17 protein-coding genes and 3 tRNA genes are annotated in these 19,740 nt (G+C 59.6%); 2 read left to right on the top strand and 18 right to left on the bottom strand.

The window, feature by feature from the left end:
* Nucleotides 1–574: 574 nt before the first annotated feature.
* The 3 genes from ampE to H0I86_RS04220 all read right to left on the bottom strand — a co-directional run bounded on the left by ampE (nt 575) and on the right by H0I86_RS04220 (nt 4,235).
* Nucleotides 575–1,411, bottom strand: coding sequence for a regulatory signaling modulator protein AmpE (ampE, locus tag H0I86_RS04230; protein ID WP_180924149.1), 837 nt, complete (start codon nt 1,409–1,411; stop codon nt 575–577).
* On the bottom strand, nt 1,408–1,968 hold the full coding sequence (gene ampD / locus H0I86_RS04225) for a 1,6-anhydro-N-acetylmuramyl-L-alanine amidase AmpD (RefSeq protein ID WP_180924148.1): 561 nt from the start codon (nt 1,966–1,968) through the stop codon (nt 1,408–1,410). The genes ampE and ampD overlap by 4 nt, the downstream gene beginning before the upstream one ends.
* 62 nt (nt 1,969–2,030) lie before the next feature.
* Nucleotides 2,031–4,235: a DUF1631 domain-containing protein gene (locus H0I86_RS04220; RefSeq protein ID WP_180924147.1), complete on the bottom strand. Its 2,205-nt coding sequence runs from the start codon at nt 4,233–4,235 to the stop codon at nt 2,031–2,033.
* Nucleotides 4,236–4,577: 342 nt separating this feature from the next.
* On the opposite strand from H0I86_RS04220, the gene nadC reads away from it, so the two are divergent.
* Nucleotides 4,578–5,426: a carboxylating nicotinate-nucleotide diphosphorylase gene (gene nadC / locus H0I86_RS04215; protein ID WP_009046940.1), complete on the top strand. Its 849-nt coding sequence runs from the start codon at nt 4,578–4,580 to the stop codon at nt 5,424–5,426.
* Nucleotides 5,427–5,484: 58 nt separating this feature from the next.
* Here the strand turns inward: nadC and H0I86_RS04210 are convergent, their stop codons facing one another.
* Nucleotides 5,485–5,781, bottom strand: coding sequence for a DUF6388 family protein (locus tag H0I86_RS04210; protein WP_180924146.1), 297 nt, complete (start codon nt 5,779–5,781; stop codon nt 5,485–5,487).
* A 338-nt stretch (nt 5,782–6,119) separates the two neighbouring features.
* Here H0I86_RS04210 and H0I86_RS04205 point away from each other — a divergent pair, with 338 nt between their 5' ends.
* Nucleotides 6,120–6,899: a hypothetical protein gene (locus H0I86_RS04205; protein ID WP_180924145.1), complete on the top strand. Its 780-nt coding sequence runs from the start codon at nt 6,120–6,122 to the stop codon at nt 6,897–6,899.
* Nucleotides 6,900–6,970: 71 nt separating this feature from the next.
* Here the strand turns inward: H0I86_RS04205 and H0I86_RS04200 are convergent.
* The 14 genes from H0I86_RS04200 to folP all read right to left on the bottom strand — a co-directional run bounded on the left by H0I86_RS04200 (nt 6,971) and on the right by folP (nt 19,734).
* Nucleotides 6,971–7,046, bottom strand: a tRNA-Thr gene (locus H0I86_RS04200).
* 137 nt (nt 7,047–7,183) lie between these two features.
* Entirely contained in the window at nt 7,184–9,289 is a 2,106-nt protein-coding gene (gene pnp, locus H0I86_RS04195) for a polyribonucleotide nucleotidyltransferase (RefSeq protein ID WP_009042129.1), read from the bottom strand.
* A gap of 196 nt (nt 9,290–9,485) precedes the next feature.
* Nucleotides 9,486–9,755: a 30S ribosomal protein S15 gene (rpsO, locus tag H0I86_RS04190; RefSeq protein ID WP_009042128.1), complete on the bottom strand. Its 270-nt coding sequence runs from the start codon at nt 9,753–9,755 to the stop codon at nt 9,486–9,488.
* Between the two features lie 141 nt (nt 9,756–9,896).
* The gene (gene truB, locus H0I86_RS04185) at nt 9,897–10,814 is read right to left on the bottom strand and encodes a tRNA pseudouridine(55) synthase TruB (protein ID WP_180924144.1); all 918 of its coding nucleotides are present in this window, start codon (nt 10,812–10,814) and stop codon (nt 9,897–9,899) included.
* Nucleotides 10,815–10,817: 3 nt separating this feature from the next.
* A complete protein-coding gene (gene rbfA / locus H0I86_RS04180; RefSeq protein ID WP_007920881.1) occupies nt 10,818–11,213 on the bottom strand; it encodes a 30S ribosome-binding factor RbfA in 396 nt (131 codons plus the stop codon).
* Between the two features lie 159 nt (nt 11,214–11,372).
* The gene (infB, locus tag H0I86_RS04175) at nt 11,373–13,886 is read right to left on the bottom strand and encodes a translation initiation factor IF-2 (RefSeq protein WP_009046935.1); all 2,514 of its coding nucleotides are present in this window, start codon (nt 13,884–13,886) and stop codon (nt 11,373–11,375) included.
* Between the two features lie 26 nt (nt 13,887–13,912).
* The gene (nusA, locus tag H0I86_RS04170; RefSeq protein ID WP_009046934.1) at nt 13,913–15,394 is read right to left on the bottom strand and encodes a transcription termination factor NusA; all 1,482 of its coding nucleotides are present in this window, start codon (nt 15,392–15,394) and stop codon (nt 13,913–13,915) included.
* A gap of 47 nt (nt 15,395–15,441) precedes the next feature.
* Nucleotides 15,442–15,900 carry a ribosome maturation factor RimP gene (gene rimP, locus H0I86_RS04165; RefSeq protein ID WP_007920877.1) on the bottom strand — a complete coding sequence of 153 codons (459 nt, stop codon included), beginning with the start codon at nt 15,898–15,900 and terminating at the stop codon, nt 15,442–15,444.
* 130 nt (nt 15,901–16,030) lie between these two features.
* Nucleotides 16,031–16,107 (bottom strand) — tRNA-Met (locus H0I86_RS04160).
* Nucleotides 16,108–16,203: 96 nt separating this feature from the next.
* A tRNA-Leu gene (locus H0I86_RS04155) sits at nt 16,204–16,289 on the bottom strand.
* Between the two features lie 29 nt (nt 16,290–16,318).
* Complete coding sequence (gene secG, locus H0I86_RS04150; RefSeq protein WP_180924143.1) at nt 16,319–16,702, bottom strand: preprotein translocase subunit SecG; 384 nt, start codon at nt 16,700–16,702, stop codon at nt 16,319–16,321.
* A 4-nt stretch (nt 16,703–16,706) separates the two neighbouring features.
* Nucleotides 16,707–17,462 (bottom strand): triose-phosphate isomerase, encoded by a 756-nt coding sequence (tpiA, locus tag H0I86_RS04145; RefSeq protein ID WP_180924142.1) that lies wholly within the window; start codon nt 17,460–17,462, stop codon nt 16,707–16,709.
* Between the two features lie 66 nt (nt 17,463–17,528).
* Nucleotides 17,529–18,866, bottom strand: a complete 1,338-nt coding sequence (gene glmM, locus H0I86_RS04140; protein WP_180924141.1) for a phosphoglucosamine mutase — start codon at nt 18,864–18,866, stop codon at nt 17,529–17,531.
* Nucleotides 18,867–18,882: 16 nt separating this feature from the next.
* The gene (gene folP / locus H0I86_RS04135; RefSeq protein ID WP_180924140.1) at nt 18,883–19,734 is read right to left on the bottom strand and encodes a dihydropteroate synthase; all 852 of its coding nucleotides are present in this window, start codon (nt 19,732–19,734) and stop codon (nt 18,883–18,885) included.
* Nucleotides 19,735–19,740 lie beyond the last annotated feature (6 nt).

The following is a 19,740-nucleotide window of genomic DNA, read 5'->3' as shown; positions in this document are numbered from 1 at the left end:
GAAAACCCCAACCTGCTCGGGGTCCACGGTGACGGCGGCCAGGCCCTGCAAGCGTTCGAGCACAGACTTTTCCAAGGCAACGATCTTGCTCTCGATATCCCCGGCCTTGCCGGACTGCCCCAGGGTCGCGTTGATCTGCACCATGTTGTTCAGGGTTTCCAGGTCGCGGCGCAGGGTCAGGCTGCTGCCCAGCAGGTCCAGGCTTTGCAGCTCGACCTGGGTGCCCTGGAATTCACGGTAGGAATCGCGCACCAGATAGAAGTTGGTGACCAGCATCGGCAGAAAAAACAGCACGCTGATCAGGCTGAACTTCATGCCGAAGCTCAGGCGGTTCATCAGGGCAATGGCGGGATAGAGCAAGCTCTTCACAAGAAGTCTCCCTTTTTGCTTTTATTTTTATTGGCAGGTACGCGAAGACGGCAGATAGCCACTATTTGGCGCTGCTTCTGTATAGCTCAAATCGGCAAAAGGGTTTGTAACTTAAGGTTAACCGCGGGGACGGCGGACAGAAGGAAGGCTTTATCTGCGCTGGCAAGACCGGGGAGGCTCGCCAGCGCTCACTCGCGGCTCGCCGTCAGGGCAACACGGTCCACAGGGCGAAAGCGGCATACCAGAGCACCGCGGCCCGCAGCAACAGCTCCCATATCCGGTCCAGGCTGACAATGCCGTCCGGCCCGGTGATCGGTGCGGGGATTTCCGCGGCGACCAGGCCGACCTTTTCCACCAGCTGCGCGGCGCTGATGTTCCAGTTCAGCAGTTCGTGGAGCATCACGCGGCTGACCGCGACGAAGTTGCCCACCAGGGCGAAGCTGGCCGCCAGCAGGCGTACCGGCAACCAGTCGAAGGCATGCCGCAGCTGCCCGGCGCGCTCGGCGACCGCCGGGTTCTTGCTGTGCTCGGCGGCCAGCGCCAGCAGGCGATAACTCAATGCGGCCACCGGGCCCAGCAGGAAGTACCAGAAGATCACCGCGAAAAAGCTCTGGTAGGCCTGCCACAGCAGATGCCCCTGAACCCGATCGAGCAACTGCTCGCCACTGTCGGCGCAGATATCCAGGTCGCGCTTGGCGACATGCGCCGCGGCTTGCAGGTCCTCGCGGCGCCAGGCATCGCGAAACGGCCCGAGTTCGCCCAGCAGGTCGCCCCGCCCCAGGCTGTAGATCACCACCAACAGATGCACCGGCAACGCCAGCAGGCCGTAGGCCAGCGGCTCCAGGACCAGCAACAGCAACCCCAGCACCACTGCCGGCAGCAGCACCAGCAAGGCCAGCACCCACCAGGGACGCTTGGCCAGACGCGGGCTGGATTCCTGCCGGAACAGTTGGCGCAACCACGGCTCGTCATGCTGAACGCGCTGGCGCAAGGCCGAGAATTTCTCGATCCAGACCGCCAGCAACAACACCAGAAAACTCATTGTCCTTCCCCTTCGTTCAGGGCCGCACGATAGCGTACCCAGTCGAATCCGGGCCCCGGATCGGTCTTGCGCCCCGGAGCGATATCGCTGTGCCCACAAATCCGCTGTGGGGTGATGGCCTTGAAGGCCTGCTGCAACTGCCGGGTCAAGGCAATCAGCGCGTCGTACTGGGCATCGGTGAACGGCAACTCGTCGGTACCTTCCAGTTCGATCCCCAGGGAGAAATCATTGCAGCTTTCGCGCCCGTCGAACCACGACACGCCGGCGTGCCAGGCACGGTCCAGACAGGAGACAAACTGAGTGACGGTTCCGTCACGTTCGATCAGGAAATGCGCGGACACGCGCAGGTCGGCGATCCCGGCAAAATAAGGATGCTCTGTGACATCAAGACGGTTCTGGAAGAATGCCTGCACCTTGCCCGTCGCGAACTGGGCCGGCGGCAGGCTGATGTTGTGGATCACCAGCAGGGAGATTTCATCCGCGGGGCGTGCGTTGAAATTGGGTGACGGGCAATGGCGAACGCCGTGACACCAGCCGCTTGCGGGGTCCAACTGCATACCGATTCCTTCAACGAAGCCTGTGACGGCTCAGTATGCCGCGTTCCACGCCCAGGTTGCGATCACTTGCCGCGATTGAGTCGCTGCAAACTGCCGATCACCGACTCCAGCGCCCGGTCGAACAGCAAGGTGTCGTCCAACTGACACACGGCCCCGCGCTGAAACTCCAGGGCCAGGCCGACCCGGGTGCGTTCCAGCACCTTCATGCCGGTGCGGTTGACGAAGATGTACTTGTCGCCGGGTTGCACGATGGCCGCCAGCTTGCAGCGCACGCTGTTGTCCTCGTCCTCGAGGAATTCGACCCAGGCCCCCAGCCGCAGTTGTTCGACCCGCAGCAAGCCGGGATCATTGGGCGCCAGCGCCAGGGGCGCGGCCTCCAGTGGGCCCTCTTCGGCACAGGGCAGGATGATTTGCTGCTCGACCGCGACCATCGCCGGCTGCTTGTCCGCCACGCCCGGCCGATGCTGCCCGGCGTTCTCGCCGAAGCGCTCGAATACCTGCAGGTGCAAGGCTTCCAGCTGGCTGAAGAACTCGCTGGTGGCGAACGGATCGAACGCCGCGCCGTTCAGGCCGTCGCGCAGCGCCTTGAGCAGGTCGGGCACCAGCGCCAGCAGCTGCATGGCGGCATCCGGGTCGGTGTGGCGCTGCACGCTCCAGATCAGTTGTTCCATGGTCTGCAGACCCTCGCGCCATTCGCTGGAGTGCTCGCCATGCTTGAGACAGGTCAGCAGCAGGACCTTGCTCCAAGCCTGTTGCACGAACTCGACGACCGTCAGGGGCAGGACCTTGCCCAGTAGCCCCTCGTTCAACGCCTGCTCGACGCGACGCCGCGCCAGCTCGGCCTTGGCCCGCCCCTCTTCGGCGTCACGGGTGCGCTGCTCCAGCAGCTCGCTGCGGCGCCGCTCGTCGCTGGTGAAGGCGAGAAACTCGGCGAGCAGCTCGGAAAAGATCGCCGGGTCGTCGACAAAATCGCTCAACAACCGCTGCACCACCTGTTCAATGCGCAGGTACAGGCTGTCGCGCTGATAATCGTCGCAGCTGCCCCAGCCCATGGCCGCCGCGGCGATTTCATTAAGCAGGCGGCGGGCCGGATGGCTGCTGCGACTGAAGAAACTCTTGTCCAGCACCGCGACCTTGAGCATGGGGATCTGCAAACGGCCGATCAGGGTCTTCAAGGATTCCGGCAGGTTGCGATCGGCCAGGATGAACTCGAAGAGCATGGCCACCAGGTTGATCACATCCTCGTCGGCCACCCCGACCACCCGCGACTTGCCGCTTTTCACGCTGACCCGGGTCAGCAGCTGTTCCAGCTGATTGCGCAGGTCGAAATCGCCCTGGGCGCTGGCTGGCACGTAGTGCTGCAGATGAGACAACAGGCGCAGCAGGTCACGGGTGGAAATGGGCTGGGTTTCGGCGCTCGCCTCCAGGGTCGGCACCACGCTGCCGCGGACATGCAACAGCAGTTCCTGCAAGGCAGCGAACACTTCCTGAACGCTTTCGTCCATCTGCGCCACGCCAGGCTCGGGCGTGGCCTGGATACTCGCGGCCGCCTGGTCGATGGCTCGGCGCGCCGGCGCCGGCTTGAGCTCCGGCAGCACGCCCGTGGCGGCCAGTAGCTGATTGGCTTCAGCGTACAACTGGTCGGCCTCGCTGAGCACGTAACGCTCGAACAGCTTGAGAATGATCAGCTTGACCTTGATCTCCACCCCCAGGCTGCGCCCAGACTCGAAGAAGTACTCGCAAAGCATGGCCGGGCCCAAGGGATTGCTGCGGTCGTCCAGGTGCTTGCCCAGCAGCACGTTCAGGCGCGCGGTGAGCTGGCCAAGGGCAAAACCGTCACGGTTGCCCACCTTGGCGACCATCGCCTCGAGGGCCACGGTGCGCTCCAGGTCGTCACGGCAGGTATTAGCAGGTGGGACGTAGGCGACGGCCTGGGCGATCGCTGGCGCGGGGTCGTACTGGACCAGGCCGACAAAAGCCTCGAAGAGTTTTTCCAGGAAGCCGCGCTCAATGCTTTTGCGTTTCAGGCGCAGGTCGCGCATGGCTTCGAAAAAGGTGTTCTGATCGACATTGTTCTGGGCCCGGTCGGCCATCTCGAACAAGGTGTCGTCGGCGTTATCGAACAGTTCCTGCAAGCCATGGCGCAGTTGCTGGGCGGCCTTGTCACGGACCTGAAGCAGAATCACAGGCAGGCGGGCGAGCGGCGAAGCGTTCGCCTGATCCGTAGCGGCCTTGTGCAAAGGCACTACATTCCCGTCGTTGTGCATCCAAGCCTCCTGAAAGGTGTTTCTCTGCCGCGCAATGAAAGGTCGATCGACGCTCACAGCCGAGTCCCAGCGGGCATCGATACGCGCCGCCGCATTTCAAATAGTGGGGAGCCAAACAGACGTCAAAGCTATGGCGTCAATTAGAAGTCGGATTATCTGGCAAAAGCCCCTTCTTGTGCCAGCAGACTCTGCGCGGGCTTTGAAATAGCGTTCATATAGCGACCGCCCTTTCCGGCAAACGGCTCATGCCAGGCGACCAAATGCAGCCACGGGAAGGCGCTCGCCTTGGGTTCGCTTGCGCCATGGCCCTATAATCGGGCCACTTTGTTTGTGGAGCCCGTTATGCCGAATCTACGCCTCGCCGACCTGACCGCCGAAATCGAAGCCAACGTGCGCCGTGCGTTGCTGGAAGACATCGGCAGCGGCGATATCACCGCGCAACTGATCCCGGCCGAACGCCTGGCCAAAGCCACCATCATCACCCGCGAAGCGGCGATCATCAGTGGCACGGCCTGGGTCGACGCGGTGTTCCGCCAGCTCGACCCGCGGGTCGCCGTGCATTGGCAGGTGCGTGACGGCGAGCGCGTCAGCCCCAACCAGGCCCTGTTCCACCTCGAAGGCCCGGCCCGTTCGCTGCTCAGCGGCGAACGCTGCGCCCTGAACTTCCTGCAGTTGCTGTCCGGCGTGGCCACCCGCGCGCAGTATTACGCCGACTTCGTCGCCGATACCCAGGTCAAGTTGCTGGATACCCGCAAGACCCTGCCGGGCCTGCGCCTGGCGCAGAAGTACGCGGTGACCTGCGGTGGCTGCCACAACCACCGCATCGGCCTGTACGACGCCTTCCTGATCAAGGAAAACCATATTGCCGCGTGCGGCGGCATCGCCCAGGCGATCAGCGCCGCCCACAAGATCGCCCCGGGCAAGCCGGTGGAAGTCGAAGTGGAAAGCCTGGAAGAACTCAAGGAAGCGCTGGCGGCGGGCGCGGACATCATCATGCTCGACGAGTTGAGCCTGGATGACATGCGCGAGGCGGTTCGCCTGAATGCCGGCAAGGCCAAGCTGGAAGCCAGCGGCGGGATCAATGAAAGCACCTTGCGTCCGATCGCCGAGACCGGCGTCGATTACATTTCGATCGGGGCGATGACCAAGGATGTGAAGGCGGTCGATTTGTCGATGCGCTTGAGCCTCTGACTCTTTGCGCGATACCCCGAAGAAAAACGCCAGCCCCTGAAAGGCTGGCGTTTTTGCATCAGTCGTTGATTTCGTTGAGTTCCAGGTAGTCCTGAAGGTCCATGCCCAGGGCCTCGGCCACTTCCTGATGAACCTCCAGGCGCATGGCCTTGAGTTCCTCGGGCGACTCGGCCACCAACTCCAGCACAAGCTCCCACGGCTCGATGCCGCGCGACTCCGCTTCGTCCTCGAACGCCCACTGGGCCTGCTGCTTCTGCTCTTGCGGGCTCAGGCCGCTGATTTCTTCCTGCAAGGAAGGCGTGGCAGCCAGGTACTTTTCAAGGGCTACGTCAATTCTGGCTTCTTTAGGAATCATCTCGTTCTCTCTGATCATGGGAATGGAAGATGGATCTGGATCGTTGGGATCTCTTTGCCGCAAAAAAGCGCTGTGAAAGCCGATTTATCTGGCCGTGAACCATTCGGGATCATCTGAAAACCATTCAGACAGCCTGCGAATATAGGACCTTTGTCTGCGGATGCATACGAATCCTTACAGCGCATCGACAAAAAACCTGTCCGTTCGCTCAAGGCACCTTCATGAAAAATACGTTGTTACATTCCTCTCCTCGCCCCGTCTTCTCACTCTCGGAACAAGAAGGCAGGAACGCAGTCGTAGCGATGTGCCATATCGGCACTTCACAAGGAAACCCAGTGATGTTCAGCCGCACTCAGCGCTCGTCCGCCTTCCTCGCCACCAGTCTCTCTACCCTGATCCTCAGCAGCCTGTCACTCCCCGCCCAGGCCGTCGAATTCAACTCCAGCAGCGCCTCGTACTCGGACAGAATCTCGGCCCTGCACCAGGAAGTGGACCTCAAGTTCACCGTCCGCCCCAGCGGCTTCACCGTGGACGACCTGCAAAAACTGCAGAACGGCCTCAAGAGCAGCACCGCCGAGCTGGAAAAGCTCAAGAACCTCGTCAACAGCCAGGCGCGCCTGATCGAAGAACTCAAACGCAACACCGGCAGCAGTTCCAACTCCAATGCCAGTGAGATGAGCAACCTCAAGAAGACCACCGGCGAACATGCCAGCCAGTTGAAAAAACTGGAAACCCAGCTTGAAGAGTTCAAGCGTAACAGCGGCTCCAGCTCCAGTTCGAGCGCCAGTGAAGTGAACAACCTCAAGCGCGTTACCAGCGACCAGGCCAGCGAACTGGACAAGCTCGGCAAACAGATCGAGGAGCTCAAGCGCGGCAGCAGTTCAAGCTCCAGCTCGAACTCCAGCGAGCTGTCCAGCCTCAAGAGCACGGTCAGCAGCCAGGCCAGCACCCTGGATAAGCTGGAAAGGCAGATCGAGGAACTCAAGCGTGGCAGCAGCTCAAGTTCCAGTTCGAGCGCCAGCGAGCTGTCCAGCCTCAAGAGCGAGGTCAGCAATCAGGGCCAGAATCTGGACCAGCTCAAACGTAGCCTCGAGGACCTGAGAAGCAAGGTGAAGTGATTCAAGGCCAGTACAAACGACAAAACCCGCTCGATGCGGGCTTTGTTGTTTGTACGTCTTGAACGGCCAATTGGTGCCCGAGACAGGAATCGAACCTGCGACCTTCGCGTTACGAGTGCGCTGCTCTACCGGCTGAGCTACACGGGCGCTGGGCTAAACCTAGCACCGGGACCGGGGTTTTGCCATATCGCCTGCCCTGCGGGAAACGAGGTACAAACGACAGATAGCAAAACGCCCCGAACCAGTCGGGGCGTTTGCTTGTTCAGCTTGGTACGTCGGGAGTCTTAAACGCCCGAAGCCTTGGCTGCTGCCACGTCTTTGATGGACAGTTTGATACGGCCGCGGTTGTCCACGTCCAGTACCAACACTTCCACTTCCTGACCTTCTTTCAGGATGTCGGTCACTTTCTCGACGCGAGCATCGCTCAGCATGGAGATGTGAACCAGACCGTCCTTGCCAGGCAGGATATTGACGAATGCGCCGAAGTCGACGATGCGCTCAACCTTGCCGACGTAGATCTTGCCGATCTCGGCTTCCGCGGTAATGCCCAGAACGCGCTGACGCGCGGCTTCTGCGGCTTCCTTGGTTTCGCCGAAGATCTTGATCGAGCCGTCGTCTTCGATGTCGATCGAAGCCTTGGTTTCTTCGCAGATCGCACGGATGGTCGCACCGCCTTTACCGATGACATCACGGATTTTGTCGGTGTCGATCTTCATCGCGATCATGGTTGGAGCGTTGGCCGACAGTTCGGTACGCGACTGGCCAATGATCTGGTTCATCTGGCCGAGGATGTTCAGGCGAGCTTCCAGGGCCTGGCCCAGGGCGATCTCCATGATTTCTTCGGTGATGCCTTTGATCTTGATGTCCATCTGCAGCGCGGTAACGCCTTTGGCGGTACCGGCTACCTTGAAGTCCATGTCGCCCAGGTGGTCTTCGTCACCCAGGATGTCGGTCAGAACGGCGAATTTCTCGCCTTCCTTGACCAGGCCCATGGCGATACCGGCAACCGGTGCCTTCATCGGCACGCCAGCGTCCATCAGCGCCAGGGAAGCACCGCAAACGGAAGCCATGGAGCTGGAACCGTTGGACTCGGTGATTTCCGACACTACGCGGATGGTGTAAGGGAACACGTCGGCGGCTGGCAGCATGGCCTGAACCGAACGACGGGCCAGACGGCCGTGACCGATTTCACGACGACCAGCGCCGCCCATGCGACCACACTCGCCCACCGAGAACGGAGGGAAGTTGTAGTGCAGCATGAAGGGGTCTTTTTTCTCGCCTTCCAGGGTGTCCAGCAGCTGTGCGTCACGGGCGGTACCCAGGGTCGCGACTACCAGGGCTTGAGTCTCGCCACGGGTGAACAGAGCCGAACCGTGGGTCTTCGGCAGAACGCCGACTTCGATGTTCAGCGGACGTACGGTGCGGGTGTCGCGACCGTCGATACGTGGCTTGCCGTTGACGATGTTTTCGCGAACGGTGCGGTATTCGATCTCACCGAAAGCGGCTTTGACGTCGGCAGCGGAAGGCTGGCCTTCTTCGCCGGACAGCTTGGCGACGACCTGGTCTTTCAGCTCGCCCAGGCGAGCATAACGGTCGGCCTTGACGGTAATGGTGTAGGCCTGGGAGATCGCTTCGCCGAACTCGGAGCGGATAGCGCCCAGCAGGTCAGTGGCTTCTGGAGCCGGAGCCCAGTCCCAGGTTGGCTTGGCGGCTTCGGCAGCCAGCTCTTTGACGGCCTGGATCACGGCCTGGAATTCGTCGTGGGCGAACAGTACGGCGCCCAGCATCTGGTCTTCGGTCAGCTCTTTGGCTTCCGATTCAACCATCAGTACCGCTTCTTCGGTACCGGCTACGACCATGTCCAGGCTCGAAGCAGCCAGTTGCTCGTAAGTCGGGTTCAACAGGTAGCCGGTGCTTTCGTGGAACGCAACGCGGGCAGCGCCGATCGGACCGTCGAAAGGAATGCCGGAGATCGCCAGGGCAGCCGAGGTACCGATCATCGCAGCGATGTCCGGATCGGTCTTCTTGCTGGTGGAAACCACGGTGCAGACAACCTGCACTTCGTTCATGAAGCCTTCTGGGAACAGAGGGCGGATCGGACGGTCGATCAGACGCGAGGTCAGGGTTTCTTTCTCGGAAGGACGGCCTTCACGCTTGAAGAAACCGCCAGGGATCTTACCGGCAGCGTAAGTCTTTTCCTGGTAGTGAACAGACAGAGGGAAGAAACCCTTGCCTGGATCGGCTTGCTTGGCGCCAACCACGGTCACCAATACGCTGACGTCGTCGTCAACGGTGACCAATACTGCGCCGGAGGCCTGACGGGCGATACGGCCAGTCTCGAGGGTAACGGTCGACTGACCGAACTGGAATTTTTTGATTACCGGGTTCACGGTGTCCTACCTTCTTTGTGGCTCTTGGGGGAACTGGTTTCTTGCGAAATTCTTGGGCAATTCCGGGAATCGGCCCGGCTTTTATTGTCCAGGTAAAACTACTGTCCAGATAAAACTTGAGGCTGGGAGCCTGCCATGCGCCTGCGGGAAACCCACTGACGCACGGCAAACAACCAACCTCTAGCGCAATCGCTGATTAGCGACGCAGACCCAGGCGACCGATCAGAGCGCTGTAGCGGCTCAGGTCTTTGCCTTTCAGGTAGTCCAGCAGCTTACGACGCTGGTTAACCATGCGGATCAGACCACGACGGGAGTGGTGGTCTTTACCGTTGGCCTTGAAGTGACCTTGCAGTTTGTTGATGTTGGCGGTCAGCAGTGCAACTTGCACTTCTGGCGAACCAGTGTCACCAACAGCTTGCTGGTAGTCGGTTACGATTTGAGCTTTTTCTTCAACGCTGAGTGCCATTTGGCTTTCCTCTCAAAAGGCAACGTTTCGAGAAACGCCACCAACAGGCCAGGGACAAATCCCTGTATCTATAAATGAGCTGTGACCGTGCCTGTTAACAGCCACCCTCTCCAGCCTGCTGTTACACAGGCTGGTTTCCGGTCATTCCGACCGAATCAGTCGACGCGGCGCGATGCGCCCGTCTTCGCTCACTTCACCGATACCGATAAAGCGACCGTTGTGATCCTGTACCCGCACCATGCCGAACTTCGGTGCATCGGGAGCCCGTACCGGCTGGCCGTTGAGCCAGTAGAACGCGCTGTGCTCGGAGAACTGCAGCAGCGGCCAATCCAGCAGGCCGCTGTCCGATGGCATCAGGAAGCGATCCACCGCTTCGTTGCCGCCTTCGGCATGTACCGCTTCAAGCTCTTCCAGCGTGACGGTCTGGGCCAGACTGAAAGGACCGGCCTGGGTGCGACGCAGTTCCGCGACGTAAGCACCACACCCCAGCCTCTCACCGATATCCTCCACCAGGGTCCGGATATAGGTGCCTTTGCTGCAGTCCACCGCTAGCCGCGCAGTATCGCCTTCAAAGGCCAGTAATTCCAAGCGCTCAATAGTAACAGAACGCGCTTCGCGCTCCACCACTTCGCCTGCACGGGCCAACTTGTAAAGTGGCTGGCCATCACGCTTGAGGGCCGAGTACATCGGTGGTATCTGGCTGATTTGCCCGCGAAATTCCGGCAGCACCGCTTCAATATCGGCGCGACCAACGGTCACTTCGCGAGTCTGCAGGACTTCACCCTCGGCATCGGCCGTGGTGGTGGTCTTGCCCAACTGCATCAGGGTTTCGTAACCCTTGTCGGAATCGAGCAGGTATTGCGAGAACTTGGTCGCCTCGCCAAAGCACAACGGCAATACGCCGGTGGCCAGGGGATCGAGGCTGCCGGTGTGCCCGGCCTTTTCGGCATTGAGCAACCAGCGGACTTTCTGCAACGCCGCGTTGGAAGTGAACCCCAGCGGCTTGTCGAGCAGGATGATACCGCTGACGTTACGACGGATACGCTTGACCTGAGCCACCGCTTACTCCTTGGCGTCTTCGGGTGTAGCGGCGTGCTGGCTGTCTTCGGCCACGGCGCGCTCGATCAGGGCCGACAGATGCGCGCCCCGCACGACGCTTTCGTCGTAGTGGAAGTGCAGCTGTGGAACGCTGCGCAACTTCATCTCGCGAGCCAGCTGCATGCGCAGGAAGCCGGCGGCCGAATTGAGCACCTTGATGCTCTGGGCGATATCGTCAGCGTTATCCTGGCCCATCACAGTGATGAAGATCTTGGCGTGACCGACGTCACGGCTGACTTCAACGGCGGTGATGGTGACCAGACCGACACGCGGATCTTTGACTTCACGACGGATCAGCTGAGCGAGCTCACGCTGCATCTGGTCGCCGATACGTTGGGTACGGCTGTATTCTTTTGCCATGTCTTGTTACCTGTTGCTGCCTGGCGGTGAAACCCGCAAGGTCTGAAAGCGGCAAACGCCCGGCCTGACAGAAGCCAGACCGGGCGTTGCGTTTAGAGTCCGGACGATGCGCCGTGCATTCGCATGCGGCTGGCCATCATGGCTCTTGAAGTGCGCGAGTTAGAGGCTGCGAGCAACCTGAACCTTCTCGAAGACTTCGATCTTGTCACCGACTTTGACGTCGTTGTAGCTCTTCACGCCGATACCGCACTCCATGCCAGCACGCACTTCGGAAGCGTCATCCTTGAAGCGGCGCAGGGATTCCAGCTCGCCTTCGAAGATAACGATGTCTTCACGCAGTACACGGATTGGACGGTTACGGTGAACGACACCCTCGATCACCATGCAACCGGCGATCGCGCCAAACTTCGGCGAACGGAACACGTCACGAACCTCGGCAACACCCAGGATGTTCTCCCGAACGTCGCTGCCCAACATACCGGTCAGGGCTTTCTTGACGTCTTCGATGATGTCGTAGATCACGTTGTAGTAACGCATATCCAGACCTTCCTGCTCGACGATCTTGCGAGCACCGGCATCGGCACGCACGTTGAAGCCGAACAGTACAGCGTTGGAAGCCAGGGCCAGGTTGGCATCACTTTCGGTGATACCACCGACGCCGCCACCGACTACGCGCACTTGCACTTCGTCGTTGCCCAGGCCGTTCAGAGCGCCTTGCAGAGCTTCCAACGAACCACGGACGTCGGATTTGAGGACGATGTTGAGCGTCTTCTTCTCTTCCTGGCCCATGCTTTCGAAGATGTTTTCCAGCTTGCCGGCGTGAGCGCGAGCCAGTTTGACTTCGCGGAACTTGCCTTGACGGAACAGAGCCACTTCACGGGCTTTCTTCTCGTCGGCAACCACGCTCATCTCGTCACCAGCGTCCGGGGTACCGTCCAGGCCGAGGATCTCGACCGGAATGGCCGGACCGGCTTCCTTGATCGGCTTGCCGTTCTCGTCGAGCATGGCGCGCACGCGGCCATAGTTCGAGCCGACCAGCACCATGTCGCCTTGACGCAGGGTACCGTCCTGAACCAGTACGGTCGCCACCGGGCCACGGCCCTTGTCGAGACGCGATTCAACCACGACACCACGGCCAGGAGCCGAAGGAGTGGCGGTCAGTTCGAGTACTTCGGCCTGCAGCAGTACGGCTTCGAGCAATTCGTCGACACCGGTCCCCATCTTCGCGGAAACCGGAACGAATGGAGTGTCGCCACCCCAGTCTTCGGAAGTCACGCCGTGAACCGACAGTTCGCTACGGATGCGATCGAGGTCGGCACCCGGCTTGTCGATCTTGTTCACCGCGACCACCAGAGGTACGCCAGCCGCCTGGGCGTGCTGAACGGCTTCAACGGTCTGCGGCATCACGCCGTCGTCCGCTGCAACCACCAGGATCACGATATCGGTCGCCTTGGCACCACGAGCACGCATGGCGGTAAACGCGGCGTGACCCGGGGTATCGAGGAAGGTGACCATGCCGCGTTCGGTTTCAACGTGGTACGCACCGATGTGCTGGGTGATGCCGCCGGCTTCGCCAGCCGCTACCTTGGCACGACGGATGTAGTCGAGCAGCGAGGTCTTACCGTGGTCAACGTGACCCATTACAGTCACTACCGGCGCACGAGGAACCGCTTCACCTTCGAACTTCAGGGACTCGGCCAGGGAATCTTCCAGGGCGGTGTCGCTGATCAGGGTCACTTTGTGGCCCAGCTCTTCAGCAACCAGCTGGGCAGTTTCCTGGTCCAGTACCTGGTTGATGGTGGCCGGGGTGCCCAGCTTGAACATGAACTTGATGATTTCGGCAGCCTTGACCGACATCTGCTGGGCGAGATCGCCAACAGTGATGGTTTCGCCGATCTTCACTTCACGAATAACAGGACCGGTCGGGCTCTGGAAGCCGTGAGCGTTACGCTTCTTCAGCTTGGCCTTGCCACGGCCACCACGACGGAAGCCATCGCTTTCTTCGTCGGTGGTACGTGGGGCTACGCGTGGAGCTGGAGCCTTTTCCTTGACGGAAGCACGATGCGGAGCGTTTTTACGCTCGCCATCGCCACCACGACGGTTGTCGTCGTTACGGCTCTTGTCCGGGCGACGCTGCTCGTCCTTCTTGCGTACTTCAGCGACCGGCGCTGGAGCCACAACAGGTACGTCTTCAACAATCGGCTCGGCAACCACCGCAGGTGCGGCGACCGCTTCAACGGCAGCAGGTTGCGCAGCAGCAGGCTGGCGACGCGCTTCTTCTTCGGCGCGACGCTTGGCTTCTTCTTCAGCCTTCTGACGTGCAGCATTTTCTACTGCGCGACGTTCTTCCAGCTCACGTTGGCGCTCGGCTTCGATTTCTTCCGGGCTGCGTTGTACGAAGACTTTCTTCTTGCGTACTTCAACGCTGATGCTTTTGCTGCCGGCAACACGCAGGGTGCTGGTGGTTTTACGCTGCAACGTGATCTTGCGCGGTTCTTCCACTTTCGCCTTGTGACTGCTCTTCAAGTGAGTCAGCAACGATTGCTTCTCACTGTCGGTCACATGTTCCTCGGCGGCGGTGTGCGGCAGACCTGCCTCACGCATCTGCTGCAACAGGCGCTCTACCGGTGTTTTGACCTCATCGGCCAGTTGTTTCACCGTGACTTGCGTCATGCACTTCTCTCCTCAGGCCGCGCCTATTACTCGAACCAATGGGCTCGGGCGGCCATGATCAACTTGCCGGCACGATCATCGTCAATGCCGTCGATGTCGAGCAGGTCGTCAATAGACTGCTCGGCCAGGTCTTCGCGGGTAATTACGCCGCGCACCGCCAGTTCCATCGCCAAATCCTTGTCCATACCCTCAAGCGAGAGCAGGTCTTCGGCCGGATGGGCGTCTGCCAGCTTTTCCTCAGTAGCGATGGCTTTAGTCAACAAGCGATCCTTGGCACGAGCGCGAAGCTCGTTGACGATGTCTTCGTCAAAGCCGTCGATGTTGAGCATTTCTTCCAACGGTACGTAGGCAATCTCTTCCAGGCTGGTGAAGCCTTCATCAACCAGCACCTGTGCCAGCTCTTCATCGACTTCCAGCTCTTCGATGAAGTTGCGCAGGATGTCGCCGGTTTCAGCTTGCTGCTTAGCCTGGATGTCCGATTCGGTCATCACGTTCAGGGTCCAGCCAGTCAACTGGCTAGCCAGACGCACGTTCTGACCACCGCGACCGATGGCCTGAGCCAGATTGTCTGCGCCAACGGCGATGTCCATGGCATGGGCATCTTCGTCGACGATAATTGCCGCGACTTCAGCCGGCGACATGGCATTGATCACGAACTGAGCCGGGTTGTCGTCCCACAGGACGATGTCCACACGCTCACCGCCCAACTCGCCGGAAACGGCCTGGACGCGCGAACCGCGCATACCAATGCACGCACCCTGAGGGTCAATGCGCTTGTCTTTGGAACGGACCGCGATCTTGGCGCGCGACCCCGGATCACGGGATGCGGCCATGACTTCGATCAGGCCTTCGGCGATTTCCGGCACTTCGATACGGAACAGCTCGATCAGCATCTCCGGCGCGGTACGCGACAGGATCAGCTGCGGGCCGCGGTTCTCGGTGCGGATTTCCTTGAGCAGCGCACGAAGGCGCACGCCAACCCGGAAAGTCTCGCGGGAAATGATGTCTTCACGGGCCAACAGCGCTTCGGCGTTGTTACCCAGGTCGACGATCACGTTGTCGCGGGTCACTTTTTTCACGGTGCCGGAGATGATCTCACCCAGGCGCTCGCGGTAAGCGTCAACGACTTGAGCACGCTCGGCTTCGCGGACTTTCTGCACGATGACCTGTTTGGCGGTCTGCGCAGCAATGCGGCCGAACTCGATCGACTCGATCTTTTCTTCGACGACATCACCGACTTTGGCGCCCGGATGGGTTTCCTGGACCTTGCTCGGCCAGGTTTCCACGGCCGGATCGTCCAGATCGGCTTCCTCGACTACCGTCCAGCGACGAAAAGTCTCGTAGGCACCGGTGTGGCGATTGATTTCCACACGCAGATCGACTTCGTCCTCGAAACGCTTTTTGGTAGCAGTGGCCAAAGCCAGCTCCAGCGCTTCAAAAATTACGCTTGCCGGTACACCCTTTTCATTGGATACCGACTCAACAACCAGCAGTACTTCTTTGCTCATCGTACGCCTCGCCTTTCGCAAGCCATTGGATCCGCGGGATCCGCGTCTCAGTCAAAACTGGGAATTATGTGGGCCTTGTCGATCATGTCGATCGGCAACAGAAACTCATGGTCTTCCACCTGCACCACGACGTCCTGCTCCTCCACCCCGCGGAGAAGGCCCTGAAAATTACGCCGGCCTTCAAAAGGCGAGCGCAGCTTGATCTTCACTTGTTCACCGACATACTTGGCAAACTGTTCAAGTGTGAACAGCGGGCGTTCCATGCCAGGAGAGGAAACTTCAAGGGTGTATTCAACGGAGATCGGATCTTCGACATCCAGAACGCCGCTGATCTGACGGCTGACGATGGCACAGTCGTCCACCAGCACACCGCCTTCTTTATCGATATAAACGCGCAACAGTGAGTGGCGACCTTGAGCCGAAAACTCGATACCCCAGCATTCATAGCCAAGGGCCACGACCACCGGGGCCAACAAGGCCTGCAACTGTTCTAGCTTGCTCGACACCTGAACCCCCTCGTGCATGCTTGTGCAAATAAAAAATGGGCGAAGCGCCCATCCCGGAAACGCCGTTGAATAGCGGCGTTATAAAGTGTCCAGCTAACAAAAAGCCCCTGAAAAGGGGCTCCGCTAAAACTGGTTGCGGGGGCCGGATTTGAACCGACGACCTTCGGGTTATGAGCCCGACGAGCTACCAGACTGCTCCACCCCGCGACAAAGCTGGGGCGGAAGTATACGACCGATCCCTTTTTGGGTCAATGTAACCTTCCACCTACAAGAAAGCCCGCAACAGCGGGCTCTCCTGATAATTGGTACCGAGAAGGGGACTCGAACCCCTACACCCTATGGGCACAACCACCTCAAGGTTGCGTGTCTACCAATTCCACCACCTCGGCATAGACTACGTTACTGCGTGAAACTCTTCTTACTTCTGCTCTTGAGCTGGAGGTACGTCAGTCGCATTGGTTGCCGACTTTTGCTCTTGGAGCACCGGGACATCATCAGAAGCCGGTTTTTGCTTTTGCACTTCAAGCACCGCTGGATCTGGCAAACCTACTTGAGTCAGCTCATGAGCTTTCTCTTTAGCAAAGTAACCTAACCCTAAGCTGGTTATGAAAAAACCTGCGGCAAGTATAGCAGTAAACTTACTAAGAAAGGTAGAGGAACCTTGGCTTCCGAACACAGTATTTGAAGCACCTGCTCCGAAAGACGCGCCAGCGTCCGCACCTTTACCCTGCTGCAGCAATACCAGAGCTACTACGCCCAGCGCACCCAGCAGATGAAAAACGACTACGACTGTTTCCAGCATTTTTTCAGTTTCCCGCGGCGCGACAGATCGCACCGAACTCATCTGCATTCAGGGAAGCTCCACCAATGAGCCCCCCATCGATATCCGGCATGCCGAACAGTTCGACCGCATTGGCCGCCTTCACGCTGCCGCCGTATAGAAGCCGCACACCTCGTGCCACTTCAGAATTCTCTGCCGCCAACTGCGCCCGGATGGCTGCATGCACATCCTGAGCCTGTTGCGGCGAAGCAGTCAGCCCGGTACCAATGGCCCAGACCGGCTCGTAAGCGATAACGGCATTGGCAAACGCGCCAACACCCAACTCTTCGATAATGCTGCCCAGCTGACGCCCGACAATTTCTAGAGTCTTTCCGGCCTCGCGCTGCTCGAGGGTTTCCCCCACACACAAGACCGGCATCAAACCACAAGCCTGTGCTGCTGCAAATTTGCGATTCAGCGCACCGTCACGCTCCCCCATCATCAGGCGACGCTCGGAGTGCCCAACCAGCACCAGGGAACAACCTGCATCCGCCAGCTGACTCGGAGCAATTTCTCCTGTCAGCGCACCTTGCATGGGCTCCACCGCAGAATTCTGCGCGCCGACCGAAATCGACTTGCCCTTCAAGCCATCAATCACTTGATTGATATACAAGCAAGGCGGGAATACCGCGACATCAACACCGCTTGGCAAGGCCAGATGACGCAGGCCATTGATCAGCTCAGCGACGCTGGCGCGGGTACCGTGCATTTTCCAGTTACCAGCTACCATAGGGCGACGCATGCTGTACCTCGTCGGTCAAAGTGGGCGCAGATGTTACCCAACCGCATCAACACTGGCAAGCCGAAATCAGGCAGAAACTTCGGCAACCAGTTTTGCCAGTTCGTCAACATAGCCACGGACCTGGGCTTCATCGTCGCCTTCAACCATGACGCGAACCAAAGGCTCGGTGCCCGATTTGCGCAGCAACACCCGGCCACGCCCAGCCATCGCGGTAGTGACGCGCGCGCAGGCCTCTTTCACAGCCGGATGCTCGACGGGATTGGTTCCGCCACCAAAGCGGACATTGACCAGGATCTGTGGGCACTTGCGCAACGCCTGACGCGACTGTGCCAACCCTTCATCACGCCGTTTCAGCGCCATCAACACCTGCAGAGCGGCAATGATCGCATCGCCCGTGGTGGTGTGCTGGAAGCACACGATATGGCCGGAGCTTTCACCGCCTACCAGCCATTGGCGCTCAAGCAGCTCAGCGATGACATAACGGTCGCCAACGTTGGCGCGTACAAATGGAATACCCAGGTCAGCCAAAGCCAACTCGAGCCCCAGATTGCTCATCAAGGTCCCGACCACGCCGCCCTGCAGCTTGTTACGCGCATGCAGGTCTCGGGCAATGATGAACAGCAATTCGTCGCCGTCAACGACAGCGCCTGTATGGTCAACCATCAACACCCGGTCGCCATCGCCGTCAAAGGCGATACCCAGATCGGCATGCTCGGCCAGTACCGCAGCCTGCAATTGCCCCATATGAGTGGAGCCGCAATTGTCGTTGATGTTCAGGCCGTTAGGCTGCGCAGAGAGCACCACCACCTCGGCGCCCAATTCACGGAAAACGCTTGGCGCCACCTTGTAGGTCGCCCCATGGGCACAATCGACAACAATCTTCAGACCGGCAAAGCTGGTACTGGAAGGAACACTGCTCTTACAGAATTCAATGTAACGGCCCGAAGCATCATTGATACGCGACACCTTGCCCAGCTTGCTCGACTCCACCACGGCCATCGGCGCATCAAGCAGCTCCTCGATCATCAACTCGACTTCATCCGGGAGCTTGGTACCTTCGCCCGAGAAGAACTTGATGCCGTTATCATCGTGAGGATTATGCGACGCGCTGATCACGATCCCCGCCTCAGCATGGAAAGTGCGGGTCAGGTAGGCGATCGCAGGAGTAGGCATAGGACCCAGCAGCATCACATCTGCACCGGCGGCAGAGAGGCCCGCTTCAAGCGCGGACTCGAACATGTAACCGGAAATACGCGTGTCTTTGCCCACCAACACGCGGCAGGCCCCCATGCTGCGAAAGGCCATACCCGCGGCCCAGCCCAGCTTGAGCATGAACTCAGGGGTAATAGGGTACACACCCACACGACCGCGAATGCCGTCGGTGCCAAAGTATTTCTTGCTCATAAGCGCTCCATCATTCTTATTCGGCTGATTCCACAGCTGTAATCATCCGCATGACATCCACCGTCTCGGCCACATCATGGACCCGCAGAATCTTTGCGCCTTTGGACATTGCCAGAGCAGCAAGAGCCAACCCGCCATACAGGCGCTCTCCGACAGGACGGCTCAATGCCTGACCTATCATGCTCTTTCGTGAAACTCCGACCAGCAGAGGTCGACCAAGGGCTTGCAGGGCGTCCATATGCTTGAACAGGCTCAGGTTGTGCTGCAGGGTCTTCGCAAAGCCAAAACCTGGATCCAGAATGATCCGTTCCGGCCCAATACCCACTGCAGCGCACTGAGCCATACGCTCAGCCAGGAACTCACCCACTTCCTTGGTTACATCCAGATACTGCGGATTGTCCTGCATATCGCCAGGCTCACCGAGCATATGCATGAGGCAAACCGGTAAGCCTGTGGCCGCTGCCGCATCCAGCGCTCCATCCCGTCGCAACGAACGGACATCATTGATCAACCCCGCACCCAAGCGCGCAGTTTCGCGCATGACCGCAGGCGTGGATGTATCGACCGAGATAATGACATCCAGTTCACGATGGATACGCTCGACGATAGGCGCTACCCGCTCAAGCTCTTCAAGCGGCGATACCGCCCGCGCACCAGGACGAGTGGACTCGCCCCCCACATCGATGAGCGTCGCGCCCGCCTGCACCATGCCCTCGGCATGGCGCAAGGCAGCATCCAGTTGACTGAAACGGCCACCATCGGAAAAGGAATCAGGAGTTACATTCAGAATGCCCATGACATGCGCATGGGCCAAATCAAGAACCCGCTTGCCGCAAGACAACCGGGTCGAGGACGACGAAGAAGTCATTTCAAG

Origin of the sequence: Pseudomonas chlororaphis subsp. aurantiaca (assembly GCF_013466605.1) — a bacterium.
GTDB lineage: Bacteria > Pseudomonadota > Gammaproteobacteria > Pseudomonadales > Pseudomonadaceae > Aquipseudomonas > Aquipseudomonas chlororaphis_I.
Note: the sequence above shows the minus strand (reverse complement) of the source record. Positions and strands in the feature narration are given on the sequence as shown.

Excerpts from the sequence above, each read along its gene's own strand:
- ampD (WP_180924148.1), bottom strand. The coding sequence starts at position 1,968 with ATGCAGTTGGACCCCGCAAGCGGCTGGTGTCACGGCGTTCGCCATTGC.
- ampE (WP_180924149.1), bottom strand. The coding sequence starts at position 1,411 with ATGAGTTTTCTGGTGTTGTTGCTGGCGGTCTGGATCGAGAAATTCTCG.
- rbfA (WP_007920881.1), bottom strand. The coding sequence starts at position 11,213 with ATGGCAAAAGAATACAGCCGTACCCAACGTATCGGCGACCAGATGCAG.
- H0I86_RS04220 (WP_180924147.1), bottom strand. The coding sequence starts at position 4,235 with ATGCACAACGACGGGAATGTAGTGCCTTTGCACAAGGCCGCTACGGAT.
- folP (WP_180924140.1), bottom strand. The coding sequence starts at position 19,734 with ATGACTTCTTCGTCGTCCTCGACCCGGTTGTCTTGCGGCAAGCGGGTT.
- rpsO (WP_009042128.1), bottom strand. The coding sequence starts at position 9,755 with ATGGCACTCAGCGTTGAAGAAAAAGCTCAAATCGTAACCGACTACCAG.
- glmM (WP_180924141.1), bottom strand. The coding sequence starts at position 18,866 with ATGAGCAAGAAATACTTTGGCACCGACGGCATTCGCGGTCGTGTGGGT.
- nusA (WP_009046934.1), bottom strand. The coding sequence starts at position 15,394 with ATGAGCAAAGAAGTACTGCTGGTTGTTGAGTCGGTATCCAATGAAAAG.
- H0I86_RS04205 (WP_180924145.1), top strand. The coding sequence starts at position 6,120 with ATGTTCAGCCGCACTCAGCGCTCGTCCGCCTTCCTCGCCACCAGTCTC.
- tpiA (WP_180924142.1), bottom strand. The coding sequence starts at position 17,462 with ATGCGTCGCCCTATGGTAGCTGGTAACTGGAAAATGCACGGTACCCGC.
- H0I86_RS04210 (WP_180924146.1), bottom strand. The coding sequence starts at position 5,781 with ATGATTCCTAAAGAAGCCAGAATTGACGTAGCCCTTGAAAAGTACCTG.
- nadC (WP_009046940.1), top strand. The coding sequence starts at position 4,578 with ATGCCGAATCTACGCCTCGCCGACCTGACCGCCGAAATCGAAGCCAAC.
- secG (WP_180924143.1), bottom strand. The coding sequence starts at position 16,702 with ATGCTGGAAACAGTCGTAGTCGTTTTTCATCTGCTGGGTGCGCTGGGC.
- infB (WP_009046935.1), bottom strand. The coding sequence starts at position 13,886 with ATGACGCAAGTCACGGTGAAACAACTGGCCGATGAGGTCAAAACACCG.